The following is an 11,849-nucleotide window of genomic DNA, read 5'->3' as shown; positions in this document are numbered from 1 at the left end:
GGCTCAAAAATGCTACATCTCACTGCGTGAACGCCAGCGCTCACGGGCCATAAAACTTTTGACACCCACATCCAGGAACGGGCGCGGCGGCAGATAATTGGCGCGTCCGACCGCTGCCATATCCGCCAGCAGCGGGTTATCTTCACCCAGCGCATGTTCTGCCAGCAAACGGCCAAACGCGCTCTGTTTCGAGCTGCCGGAGCCGTTACAGCCTGCCGACGAATAGACATTCTCCGATAAATTCCCCCACACCGGTGCGCCATTACGCGTAATGCTGATCAGCCCTGACCAGGTGTAGGCCATATTCACATCCTGCAATTGCGGGTAAATCCGCGCAAACAGCTGCTGATGACGGCGCGCGTGGCGGCCGGTTTCCACCGCACTGGTCACCAGATCCGGCGCAAAATTGACGTGCTCGCGGATCAGGAAACGATGGTCAGCGGTATATCGTAACGTTGCGCCCGCCAGCGCATTCACCGGTGTAGATCCCCACGCAGAGATATTGCCAATAAGTCGGCGCTGTTCCGGTGTCAGCGGCTCGGTGAGCGTCGCAAACGTCGACATTGCGAATACGTTACCTTTGAACAGCGGCAGCCCGCGGGCGGCACCGTTAATCGCCAGCATCAGTTTACGGGCGCGGACTTCGCCGTGCGGCGTTTCGGCGCGGATCGTACCCTGTGTATCAATCTGCAAAGCCGGGGAATGGGCATAAACCGTGACATTTTCCGGCATAGTCGCCACTAAACCGCTGATCAGCGCCGCCGGATTGACCAGAATGCAGTTCGGCGTATACACCGCACTGCGGTAGAAACTTGTGCCCAGACGCTGTTTCAGGGCGGCGTTATCCAGATATTCAAAGCTCTCGCCGAGCGTGGTCAGCTCTTTCTGATAATGCGCAATCGCGCCGTCAAACTGTTCGCTCACGGCGCAATGGTATTTCCCCGAATTCAGCCAGTCGCACGCAATATCATGCTTATCGACGGTCTCTTTCAGATGATGCAGACCGTACTGCAACAAACGCCGGTACGCATTGGCGTGTTCCAGCTCAGCCGATGTGCTGCCCACGGTATGCGGTAAATCAATGACAAAGCCGGAGTTGCGCGCCGAGGCGTTATCGGCCACGTCGAGCGCCTCAAGCACCACGACGTGCTCATGCGGACGAAGCTCTGCAATCCGGCGGGCAAAAGCCAGCCCGGCAAATCCTGCGCCGATCACCAGCCAGTCTGCCGTTAACTTGCCATGCAGGGCCGGATGACGTGTTGTGTCGCCACGCAGTGCCGCCCAGCCGTTGATATTCTGATCGAGTGGTAAGTTTTTAATTTTCATTTGCGACATCAAATTGTTATCCCGGGTGGTTCGATCCTAAGTTATGGACGTTTAGATGTCTAATGCACAATGATGATAAACATATATTCGTCTCACGGCAGGGCGAGCAGGCAGGCGAAAATCAGGACAAAGTGAATATTAAGTAACCAGATGGCGGGGAGGTTAACTTGCCAGAATGCGCGCGGGTGCTTGAGGCTTATGGGTCTTGAGCAGTGTTGTTCAAGGTGTAATAAGAAGAAAGCGCCGGGTTAATTTTTTCAATCAACCCGAGGCTACCCACCACGCCTAGACAACGTAAGGTTAGCCACATAGATGCAGAAATGTAACGGAGGTTAAGATGGCGCGAAAGCTGATTTTGTACGGGCTCATGGTGATTTCTTTCACGTTATTGGCCTGGACCTGGATGGTGCGTGATTCGCTGTGCGAGTTGCCTGTTAAGCAGGGAAATACGGAAATTGCGGCAGTCTTAAGCGACGAAATTAACGGCTAACCGTAAGGTGGGGTTCGCCCCACCTTTTTGGATGTTGCCAAAGCAAGTTGGCCTCAGACATCCATTTGCAGAAAACGCAAAAACAAAAAGGCCCGAATTTTCATTCGGGCCTTCTCGTATTGTGTGGTGGAGAGAGAGGGGTTCGAACCCTCGATACGATTGCTCATATACACACTTTCCAGGCGTGCTCCTTCAGCCACTCAGACACCTCTCCAGTCGTCGGCTACACCGCAGTGCTGCTGACCGGCGCTAATGTAGGGAAAACCGCGTTCAGCGTCAACCTTCTTTTTGCAGGTTCTGTGCTGTTTAGACAAACTTAGAGCAGTTTGCTGATTTAGAGACCAAAAACTGTATTAAGGATGACCAGTTTGTCGTAAGTCACGCAACGTCATTAATTCCGCTAATGCTTGTGAATACATAATTAGATTAACTGCATAAAAGTGCGATTAAGCAGCAAACACTTCCCGTTACGGCTAAATAGCAAAATATGTTGTGAAAATAGCCAGTCTCGAAGGTATAACAATGGATTCCAAAAAAATGCTTCGTATAAAAACTGGGCTAGTTAAAACCAGAAGCAGAATAAATCCACACAACGGGACAGGGGTTCTTACTTGAGTCAGTCAAATAACGCGACAGCGTCGCAGCACCGCACGGCAATACCTGCCGGCGCGGGCACATTATTCTTCGTTCAGACTTTCGCGACGCTCGGCTTCGCGGTGCTGTATTCCACTCTGGTGCTGTATGCCACAAAAAAACTCGGTTTCAGCGAAGATAACGCCAACGCCATTATGGGCGTGTTCGGTGCATTCAACTATGGCCTGCATATGTTTGGCGGTTATCTCGGCGGTCGTTATCTGAGTAACCGAAACCTGTTTGTGCTGGGCATGGTGTTGCAGGTCTTTGGTTGTGCGCTGATTGCGCTGGAAGGTGTAACCGGCCTTTACTGGGGGCTGGCGATGTTCCTGACCGGCAGCGGGCTAAACGTGACTTGCCTGAATATGATGCTGACGCAGCGTTTTGCACCGGATGATGACCGCCGCGAATCGGCGTTCCTGTGGAATTATGCCGGGATGAATCTGGGCTTCTTTATTGGTTTCGCGGTTGCCGGTTATTTCCAGCTGAGCGAAAACTATCGCGCGCTGTTCCTGTTTGCCACGCTGGGCAACGTGGCGGCGGTGGTTGTGACGCTGTCTCGCTGGTCGATTCTGGCCGATATCAGCACGCCGCTTAAAGAAGCCAGCCGCGGTCAGTTGCTGCGCCGTATGGCTGCCGGTATCGCCATTTTAATCGTCCTCGTGCCAGTTATTCGACTGTTGCTAACCCACGCAGAGTTCAGCAGTTATTTTGTGGTTGCACTGGGCATTATCATTTTCGCGTTAATGACGCTGGTCACTTTCCGTCACCGCCAGGCTGATGAACGCCGCCGCATGAAAGCGTACCTGCTGCTGGCGCTGGGTTCGCTGGTATTCTGGACGCTGTATCAGCTGGCCCCGATGGGGTTGATGCTGTTCTCTGAAAACAACATCAATCTGAACGTTTACGGCATCCGCGTGGCACCGCAGTGGATCCAGAATATTAATACCATTGTGATTGTTATCGGCGGCCCGCTGATGGCGCTGTGGTTCAATAAATTGCGTCAGCGCGGCTGGAAAATTGATGTTCCGGCACAGTTTTCGGCTTCTTTATTCTGCATGGGGCTGGGAATGCTGGTTCTGCCGCTGGGGATCCATCTGGCGGGCGGCGACGGGCTGGTGGCGTTTAAATGGATTGCCATCAGCTATCTGCTGCAAAGCATTGGTGAGTTGCTGATTTCTCCTATCGGTTACGCGATGATTGGCAAACTGGCCCCGGCGCGCTATCAGGGCGTGATGATGGGCTGCTGGATGATGGTGACCGGCGTGGCTTCGGTGCTCGCCAGCTACATCTCCGGCCTGATGCCGCAAAACGAAGGCAGTACGCCGGTGCTGACTAACCCGGGCTACAGCGAAGTCTTCAATGTGCTTGGCTGGGGTTCTGTTATCACCGGTGTGGTTCTTCTGGTTCTGATCCCGCTTTTACGCCGGATGATCCGCCGCGAGCCTGCCGTTGCCTGACCTGAACGACAACGCTATCAGTGAATCTTCAAGCCCCGATTTTCGGGGCTTTTTCTTTTTTCGGCCTCAGGGTTGCATCCTGATGATATTCAGGGAAATCTATCAGCTCACAGGAGGCGTCCCCGATGAACATTATTTTTTACCACCCGACATTTGATGCAAAGCCCTGGATTGACGGAATAACAAAACGCATACCGCAGGCCAGAATGCGCGTATGGAACGCCGCAGACCACGAACCCGCCGATTACGCGCTGGTCTGGCGGCCACCGCACGCCATGCTGGCCCCGCGCAAGATGCTCAAGGGCATTTTTGCCCTCGGCGCAGGCGTGGATGCCATTCTCACGCAGGAACAACGCCAGCCGGGCACATTGCCCGCCGGTGTGCCGCTGATTCGTCTTGAAGACACCGGAATGTCGTTGCAGATGCAGGAATACGCGCTGGCCAGCGTGTTGCGGTATTTCCGCCGCATGGATGAATACCAGTTGTTCCAGCAACAAAAACAATGGCGGCCACTGGCACCGCATTCACGTGGTGAATTTACTGTCGGTATTCTTGGTGCTGGCGTGCTGGGCAGCAGCGTAGCGAAAGCGCTGGTGGATCTGCAATTCACCGTGCGCACCTGGAGTCGTAGCGGGAAATCTCAGGACGGCGTGCAAAGCTTTTACGGAGACGATCAGCTGGGGGCATTTACGACCGGCTGCAAGGTGCTGATTAACCTGCTGCCGAATACGCCTCACACCGCCGGGATCCTCAATCATCAACTGTTCACAAATCTGCAGCATAATGCTTATCTGATTAACCTGGGACGCGGCGGACATCTGGTGGAAGGTGATTTGCTGCGCGCACTGGACAACGGGCAGATTGCTGCCGCCACGCTCGACGTTTTTGCCGAAGAGCCGTTGCCAGGCATGCATCCGTTCTGGTCGCATCCGCGCGTCAGCATCACGCCGCACGTGGGTGCGGATACTTTGCCGGAAGAAGCGATGGACAGCATTGCGGCGAATATTCTCGCTATTGAAGCAGGACGGGAACCGGCAGGGCGTGTCTGCCTCGACCGGGGTTATTAACGTACATCTGCTAAAATTACTCACGTGGCGGCCATGCAGTCGCCACGGAATCACTTAAGGAGAGCACATGCCGTACCCCGTTGATTTGCATATGCATACTGTTGCCAGCACGCATGCTTACAGCACATTACATGATTATATTGATGAGGCGGCGGAGAAGGGCATTAAGTTGTTTGCCATCACCGACCACGGCCCCGATATGGCCGATGCCCCGCACTACTGGCATTTCATGAATATGCGGGTCTGGCCGCGTCTGGTGAACGGAATCGGCATCCTGCGCGGTATCGAATCGAACATCAAAAACATTCAGGGCGACATTGATTGCACCGGCCCGATGCTCGATGAAATCGACGTGATCATCGCCGGTTTCCATGAGCCGGTAATGCAACCGGTGGATAAAGAAACGCACACCGCGGCGATGATTGCTGCGATGGCGGGCGGCGATGTGCATATTATTTCGCATCCGGGTAACCCGAAATACCCGATTGATATTCCAGCCGTTGCGGCGGCGGCGGCGAAATATAACGTCGCGCTGGAGCTGAATAACTCCTCCTTCATCCACTCGCGTAAAGGCAGCGAACCCAACTGCCGTGCGGTTGCGCTGGCGGTGAAAGAAGCCGGTGGCTGGCTGGCGCTGGGATCGGATTCGCACATTGCGTATTCACTGGGCGGGTTTGAGCACTGCGAACGTATTTTGCGTGAAGTTGATTTCCCGGAAGACCGTATTCTGAACGTCAGCCCGCGCCGTTTCCTGGATTTTCTGGAGAAACGCGGGCGCGCACCAATTGCAGAATTAAGCGAACTGTGACATTGTCGCGGCCAATTTGCGGGGGATTGCCCCTTCTCACCGACTGATCAGGTTATTGCTATGAATGAATTTTCAATTGTCTGCCGTATTCTGGGCACGCTGTTTTACCGCCAGCCGCAGGATCCGTTACTGGTTCCGCTTTTTGGCCTGATTCAGGACGGAAAATTGCGCGAACATTGGCCGCTGGAGCAGGATGCGTTGCTGATCCGTTTGCAGGAAAGCGCTGATCCTCAGGCGCTGGCCGCTGAGTTTAACCGTTTGTTTGTCGGCTCAGAATGTGCAGTTTCGCCTTTGCGCAGCGCTTACGTTGATGGTGCAAATGAAATGGATATCCGTACTTTCCTGCAACAGCGCGGAATGCCGTTAGGCGAAGCGCCTGCCGATCACTTCGGTGCGATGCTGCTTGCAGCGTCATGGCTGGAAGATCAGTCGCAGGAAGATGAAGTGGGCGCGCAAATCACCTTGTTCGATGATTACCTGTTCCCGTGGTGCGGGAAATTCCTGGGTAAAGTTGAAGCGCACGCCACCGGCGGTTTTTACCGCACGCTGGCTGAAATCAGCCGCGAAGCATTGCAGGTGATGCGCGATGAGCTGGAAGAACAGCTGCCGCCGGATCTGGATGACGACGAAGAAGACGATCAGTAAATCACTGATGAGTCAGAAATAAAAAAGCCCGGCCATGAAGATGTGCCGGGCTTTTTATATTAATCAGCTTTTTATATTAATCAGTAAACGGGATGACGAGTTCACCGGGTTTCACTTCTATGCCTTTCGCCAGTTTTTTCGCCATCGCTTCGCCTTTGCTGCGATCGCCATTCAGTACGTACGCCGGACGCTGATCGAAGTAAGTTTTCAGCGAATTGTTCAGGTAAGGCATCAGGCCTTTCATCACGCTGTCCATTTTTTCCGGCTGAATGGTGTAATCCACCACCTGCATATCTTTCAGGAAAATCGCGCCTTTATCCTTGTCGTAAGACGGATTGGCTTTAAGCGTCAGGTGCATATCGGCTTTCTGCGGGCCAAATAATGACGAGATATCGACATGTGCGTCGCCGGTCAGCGTCACGACGCCTGGTTCGGCGCGGCCAATCTGGCTGCTGAGATTGGTCAGCACTAATTTCGCATCCACCAGCCCCGGCACGCCGAGTTGTTTCTCGAAATTATTGTTCTTGTGCAGATAGTCATTCACCTGCTGCTCGCTGATGGTGTACTGCGTCAGCTGGTTACACCCGGCCAGCAGGCTGGCGCACATCAGAACTGCAGCACCTAAAAGTCGCTTTGTCATTCTTCCCTCATTACGTAAAAACTATTTTGTCAGCATGACCGCTAAACGGTTTCGCTCCAATCAGACAACGCTGATTAGCCTAAGTGCTGGAGAAGGGGAAGAAAAGGGAAAATCGCCGGAAGCAGGCTTCCGGCGTAAGATTTAACTGGCGAGGCGTGTAAACAGATTAACCTGCGTCTGTTTCGCCATATTGTCGCGATAAGCCTGAACGCGGGACGGCCACTCAATTCCCTGAACGATAGTCAGCGAACGCAGTACCGGCCAGAGATTGATGTCATCTTCTGAAAGCTCGCCGTTGACGGCGTTTGGTTCGACGATCAGCTTATCGAGTGCACGTAAGTCCTGGCTGATTTTTTTCACCAGACCTTCTGAATGTTTCAGATGCTCCTGAAAATCGCCGCTGGCAGCCTGCTTTTTGTCGGAGAAATATTTACGCGCTTCCGGCGTGGAGAACTCTTCCAGCGGCGCGGCTGCAAAACGAGGCAGCAGCAGACGACCCATATATTCAGAAACATGACGCAGCCAGGTCGCAATAGACGCATTCAGCGGGCCGGTAAGCAGCGGTTTTCCGTCACTTTTATCCACGTAATGCACGATGTCCATACTTTCAGGCATAAAGCCGCCATCCTGTTTTTGCAGGATCGGCACCATCTTTTTGCCCACCATGGAAATCGGGGTTTTCTCGTCATCATTGAGCAGAACTTTGATTTCTACCGGAATGTTTTTCAGACCGAAAATCATGCGTGCTTTAACGCAAAAAGGGCAATGTTCGTAAACGTAAAGTCTCATGGTTCATAGCTCCTGTTGTCGCCGGCGTTGACCTGTAGGGTGCGTGGAAACTGCCGGATATAGGTTCGGATTTAATCGATACGCTGAAACCAGTATGGGTAATTGAGGAGGGGAGATCAAACATACACGTCATGCTTGTCGCCGTAACTGCGTTGGCCGCGCTTCCTCACCCGAATCACTGACACTGGTCAGCTCATCGGGATTCGCTTTCTTGCCGCCTTGTTACAACGCCAATCATTTAGTGTATTTACTGACGTCAATTACCGCTCAGCATGGCCGGTTCGATGCGGCGAAGATTGAATTGCCAGTACAAACCGGTGAGGGTGATGAAGCCCACGATGCCCAGTAAAAACCAGGGCAATTCAGGAAGTTCAAGCGCACGGCCGGTGTCATACATCCAGCCGCCGCCGGTGTAACCGATCACACCGCCCAGCGCCAGCCCCAGACGGCTAAAGCCCATGTAGCTGCCACGTGCGCGGGCATCGGCCAGCGAGGCACTCAGCGTTTCGCGCGCCGGTTCGGCAATAATTGACCCAATGTAGAAGAAACCGATCAGCAGCAACAGCGGGTTAATCGATGTCACCAGCCCGACGGGCAGAAGACTGAGGGTCATGATCAGCAGGCCGAACATCAGACGCTGCTCAAGGCGGAAGCGTTTTTCGCTCCAGCGTGCAATCGGATACAGCAGCGTCAGGGAAAGCACTGCTTCAATCGCATACATCCATTTCACTGCCGCCGGGCTGCCCGCGACATCATTGACTGCAATCGGCAACATCAGCATGACCTGCACGGTCAGCATGTAATAACCGGTCAGCGTCAGTACATACGCCAGAAAACGGCGATCTCGCAGCACACGCATCATGCCTTCACGCATCGGTGTGCGCATGGTGGAAATGCGGTAAGCAGGCAGCAGCCAGGCGTTGCAGGCGGCGGCCAGCACAAATATGCCCGCACCGGCCCAGCACACGTAATGGAAATCATATTGCAGCAACCAGCTGCCGATGAGCGCACCGATAACCGCTCCGGCGCTGTCTTGCATCATCATCAGGGAGAAGAAACGGCTGCGCTCGTGCGGACGGGTCAGCTTGATCACCAGCGCGGTGCGCGGCGGGTCGAACAAGGTGCCGCCGAGGCCGGAGAGAATGCAGGAACAGACTAAAATCCACGGTTCATCTGCCATTGCCATGGTGGCGAATCCGGCAGCGCGTAAAAGCATGCCGGTGATAATCATCGGTTTGGCACCGAAACGGTCAGCGATTGCGCCGCCGAAAATGCCTAATCCCTGTTGCGTGAGCTGGCGGACACCCAGCGCCAGACCGACGGCCATCGCGGCCCAGCCGAGCTGATCGACAAATCGGATCGAGATCAACGGAAAAACCACGAAAAAGCCTAAAATAACCAGCGCGTTGTCTAATAACAGAAAATACTTACCCAAGCTCCGAGCTTGTGATACCAGAGACATGCTTCACCATGAGCGATTATTTGTACCCTGTCCGGCAGATACAGAAAGGAAGAAAAGACCGTTCCAGTCTGAACTGGAATCAGGCAATTAGATAGGGCGCTATTGATAATATTTTTTTATCGTCAAGCCGCGTTCTGACTGGCAGAATTGGCGATGATCAGGTGTTTCCTATAAATTCTATTCATCGACCCGAGCGGGATGTGGAGGAAGGGATGTTTGGCTATAAATCTGCCGTGCCGAAAGTGCGGCTTACCACTGACCGGATGGTTCTGCGCCTGGTTCATGACCGCGATGCGCACCGGCTGGCTGAATACTATGCGGAGAACCGGGCGTTTCTGAAACCCTGGGAACCGGTCAGGGATGAAAGCCATTGTTATCCTTCCGGATGGCAGGCGCGTCTCGGGTTAATTTCCGAAATGCAGAAACAGGGCAGCGCGTATTATTTTATCCTGCTCGATCCCGATGAAAACCGCGTTATGGGCGTGGCAAATTTCAGTAATGTTCTGCGCGGCTCATTCCATGCCTGTTTCCTCGGTTATTCCCTGGGTCAGGAGTGGCAGGGGAAAGGGCTGATGCAGGAAGCGTTGCAATCGTTAATCCGTTATATGCAGCGCCAGCAAAAAATGCACCGGATTATGGCCAATTATATGCCGCACAATAAACGCAGCGGACAACTGCTCGAGCGTCTGGGCTTCGAGCGTGAAGGCTATGCGAAAGACTATTTACTGATTGATGGCAAATGGCAGGATCACGTGCTGACGGCGTTAACCTGGCAAGAATGGACGCCCCCGTCCCGATAAGGAGAGCAACATGAAACATGAACTCAGTGACCGGGAAGCCCGGGTTGTCGGTTGTTTGCTGGAAAAACAACTCACCACGCCGGAACAGTATCCGATGACGCTCAACGGATTAACCACCGCCTGCAATCAGAAAACCAACCGTGAACCGGTGATGGAACTCAGCGAAAGTGACGTTCAGCAAACGCTGGATTTACTGCTGCGCAAGCACATCATCCGCACCCTCAGCGGTTCCCGCACCATGAAGTACGAGCATCGTTTTTGTAATTCCGAATTCGGCAATCTCAAATTTTCCCCGCAGGAAGTGGCGGTCGTCACGACGCTGCTGTTGCGCGGCGCGCAAACGCCGGGCGAATTACGCACCCGCACCAACCGCCTGCATGATTTTTCTGACGTTGCTGAAGTCGAGCAAACTCTGACCGATCTGACTAACCGCGAAGATGGCCCGTTCTGCGTGCGTCTGGCGCGTGAACCGGGCAAGCGCGAAAGCCGATTTATGCATCTGTTCAGCGGTGAAGTCAGCCAGGCGGCCAGCGCCACAGAAGAGCCATTTTTAAGCGCCGCCGCACCGGACTCCGGGCTGGCCGCACGCGTGGAAGCGCTTGAGGCAGAGGTGGCCGAACTGAAAGAACGTCTGGAAAGCCTCCTGCAACATTTGGGTGATTAAAAGGAAAACGTCGTGAGTAAACTTCGGATAGGCGTTATCGGACTTGGCGGGATCGCGCAAAAAGCGTATCTGCCGGTTCTCAGTCATGCTGAAAAATGGACGCTGGTCGGCGGTTTCTCCCCGAATCAGCAAAAAGCACAGGCCGTTTGCGACAGCTACCGGATTGCCTGTTTTTCCCGGATGGACGAACTGGCCAGCCAGTGCGACGCGGTATTCGTCCACAGCAGTACGGCCAGCCATTTCGATGTCGTCGGGCAATTGCTGGCGCAGGGCGTCCATGTGTATGTGGATAAACCGCTGGCAGCTGAGCTGGATCAGGCCGAACAATTGGTTGAACAGGCTAACCGGGCAGGCAAAGCGCTGATGGTCGGGTTTAACCGCCGCTTTGCGCCGCTATATCGTCAGCTGAAAGAACAGATGCAACAACCGGCGTCCTTGCGGATGGATAAACACCGTACGAACAGCGTCGGGCCACACGATCTGCGTTTTACGTTGCTGGATGATTATCTGCACGTCGTGGATACGGCGCTGTGGCTGGCGGGCGGCAATGCCAGCCTGGAAAGCGGGCTGATTCAGATTAACGAGGCTGACCAGATGCTTTATGGCGAGCATCATTTCCTGTGCGGAGAAACGCTGGTGACGACTTCAATGCATCGCCGCGCCGGAACATTCCGCGAAAGCGTGCAGGCGGTAACTGAAGGCGCCGTTTATCAGCTCGACGATATGCGACTCTGGCGCGATGAACGTGATGATATCCTGACGCAGCAACCTGTTGCTGGCTGGCAAAGTACGCTGGCGCAGCGTGGTTTTGTCGGGGCAATTGAGCATTTCGTCGATTGCGTCTCGAACCAGACCGCACCTGAAACCAGCGGCGAACAGGCGATTTACGCGCAGGCCATGATCGAAAAAATTCTGCAAAACTGAGTGAAAGCCGCACAGGATGGTGCGGGTAACAATCTATAACAACTGCCGTTGGCTATTGCATGGCGGATGCGTAGACTAAGCGCATCTTTGAGCCATGCCGGTTCATCTTTCACGCCTGCTGATGCAGGCGTGGTTGTTTAA

At 54.0% G+C, this 11,849-nt stretch carries 12 protein-coding genes and 1 tRNA gene; 8 read left to right on the top strand and 5 right to left on the bottom strand.

What is annotated here, in order from left to right; genetic code table 11:
* Positions 1–12: 12 nt before the first annotated feature.
* Positions 13–1,326: an FAD-binding oxidoreductase gene (locus J1782_RS08790; RefSeq protein ID WP_217152971.1), complete on the bottom strand. Its 1,314-nt coding sequence runs from the start codon at positions 1,324–1,326 to the stop codon at positions 13–15.
* 337 nt (positions 1,327–1,663) lie between these two features.
* On the opposite strand from J1782_RS08790, the gene J1782_RS08785 reads away from it, so the two are divergent.
* A complete protein-coding gene (locus tag J1782_RS08785) occupies positions 1,664–1,816 on the top strand; it encodes a Hok/Gef family protein (RefSeq protein WP_217152958.1) in 153 nt (50 codons plus the stop codon).
* 124 nt (positions 1,817–1,940) lie between these two features.
* On the opposite strand, the gene J1782_RS08780 is transcribed toward J1782_RS08785, so the two are convergent.
* A tRNA-Ser gene (locus J1782_RS08780) sits at positions 1,941–2,030 on the bottom strand.
* A 397-nt stretch (positions 2,031–2,427) separates the two neighbouring features.
* On the opposite strand from J1782_RS08780, the gene J1782_RS08775 reads away from it, so the two are divergent.
* The 4 genes from J1782_RS08775 (at position 2,428) to J1782_RS08760 (ending at position 6,429) form a co-directional block, all read left to right on the top strand.
* Positions 2,428–3,909, top strand: a complete 1,482-nt coding sequence (locus J1782_RS08775; protein ID WP_165056968.1) for a peptide MFS transporter — start codon at positions 2,428–2,430, stop codon at positions 3,907–3,909.
* Positions 3,910–4,034: 125 nt separating this feature from the next.
* Positions 4,035–4,976, top strand: a complete 942-nt coding sequence (ghrA, locus tag J1782_RS08770) for a glyoxylate/hydroxypyruvate reductase GhrA (RefSeq protein ID WP_152325780.1) — start codon at positions 4,035–4,037, stop codon at positions 4,974–4,976.
* A 67-nt stretch (positions 4,977–5,043) separates the two neighbouring features.
* A complete protein-coding gene (locus J1782_RS08765; RefSeq protein ID WP_152325781.1) occupies positions 5,044–5,784 on the top strand; it encodes a phosphatase in 741 nt (246 codons plus the stop codon).
* Between the two features lie 60 nt (positions 5,785–5,844).
* Positions 5,845–6,429, top strand: coding sequence for a molecular chaperone (locus J1782_RS08760; protein ID WP_217152957.1), 585 nt, complete (start codon positions 5,845–5,847; stop codon positions 6,427–6,429).
* Between the two features lie 76 nt (positions 6,430–6,505).
* Here J1782_RS08760 and J1782_RS08755 read toward each other — a convergent pair whose 3' ends face one another.
* The 3 genes from J1782_RS08755 to mdtH all read right to left on the bottom strand — a co-directional run bounded on the left by J1782_RS08755 (position 6,506) and on the right by mdtH (position 9,320).
* Entirely contained in the window at positions 6,506–7,069 is a 564-nt protein-coding gene (locus J1782_RS08755) for a lipoprotein (RefSeq protein ID WP_152325783.1), read from the bottom strand.
* Positions 7,070–7,210: 141 nt separating this feature from the next.
* A complete protein-coding gene (gene grxB, locus J1782_RS08750) occupies positions 7,211–7,858 on the bottom strand; it encodes a glutaredoxin 2 (protein ID WP_152325784.1) in 648 nt (215 codons plus the stop codon).
* 256 nt (positions 7,859–8,114) lie between these two features.
* The gene (mdtH, locus tag J1782_RS08745) at positions 8,115–9,320 is read right to left on the bottom strand and encodes a multidrug efflux MFS transporter MdtH (protein WP_152325785.1); all 1,206 of its coding nucleotides are present in this window, start codon (positions 9,318–9,320) and stop codon (positions 8,115–8,117) included.
* Between the two features lie 212 nt (positions 9,321–9,532).
* On the opposite strand from mdtH, the gene rimJ reads away from it, so the two are divergent.
* From rimJ to J1782_RS08730, 3 genes are read left to right on the top strand one after another with little or no spacing between them, the layout of a single operon-like run.
* Positions 9,533–10,120 (top strand): ribosomal protein S5-alanine N-acetyltransferase, encoded by a 588-nt coding sequence (gene rimJ, locus J1782_RS08740; RefSeq protein WP_195822980.1) that lies wholly within the window; start codon positions 9,533–9,535, stop codon positions 10,118–10,120.
* Positions 10,121–10,130: 10 nt separating this feature from the next.
* Entirely contained in the window at positions 10,131–10,784 is a 654-nt protein-coding gene (locus J1782_RS08735; protein WP_217152956.1) for a YceH family protein, read from the top strand.
* A gap of 12 nt (positions 10,785–10,796) precedes the next feature.
* Positions 10,797–11,708: a Gfo/Idh/MocA family protein gene (locus tag J1782_RS08730; protein ID WP_217152955.1), complete on the top strand. Its 912-nt coding sequence runs from the start codon at positions 10,797–10,799 to the stop codon at positions 11,706–11,708.
* Positions 11,709–11,849: the final 141 nt, after the last annotated feature.

Source organism: Rahnella sp. BCC 1045 (assembly GCF_019049615.1).
GTDB lineage: Bacteria > Pseudomonadota > Gammaproteobacteria > Enterobacterales > Enterobacteriaceae > Rahnella > Rahnella contaminans.
This window is presented reverse-complemented; position numbering and strand designations above follow the sequence as displayed.

Bases quoted from the DNA above. Each gene is read 5' to 3' on its own strand.
- J1782_RS08785 (WP_217152958.1), top strand. From the start codon at position 1,664: ATGGCGCGAAAGCTGATTTTGTACGGGCTCATGGTGATTTCTTTCACG.
- J1782_RS08765 (WP_152325781.1), top strand. From the start codon at position 5,044: ATGCCGTACCCCGTTGATTTGCATATGCATACTGTTGCCAGCACGCAT.
- J1782_RS08760 (WP_217152957.1), top strand. From the start codon at position 5,845: ATGAATGAATTTTCAATTGTCTGCCGTATTCTGGGCACGCTGTTTTAC.
- mdtH (WP_152325785.1), bottom strand. From the start codon at position 9,320: ATGTCTCTGGTATCACAAGCTCGGAGCTTGGGTAAGTATTTTCTGTTA.
- J1782_RS08755 (WP_152325783.1), bottom strand. From the start codon at position 7,069: ATGACAAAGCGACTTTTAGGTGCTGCAGTTCTGATGTGCGCCAGCCTG.
- J1782_RS08735 (WP_217152956.1), top strand. From the start codon at position 10,131: ATGAAACATGAACTCAGTGACCGGGAAGCCCGGGTTGTCGGTTGTTTG.
- rimJ (WP_195822980.1), top strand. From the start codon at position 9,533: ATGTTTGGCTATAAATCTGCCGTGCCGAAAGTGCGGCTTACCACTGAC.
- grxB (WP_152325784.1), bottom strand. From the start codon at position 7,858: ATGAGACTTTACGTTTACGAACATTGCCCTTTTTGCGTTAAAGCACGC.
- ghrA (WP_152325780.1), top strand. From the start codon at position 4,035: ATGAACATTATTTTTTACCACCCGACATTTGATGCAAAGCCCTGGATT.
- J1782_RS08790 (WP_217152971.1), bottom strand. From the start codon at position 1,326: ATGAAAATTAAAAACTTACCACTCGATCAGAATATCAACGGCTGGGCG.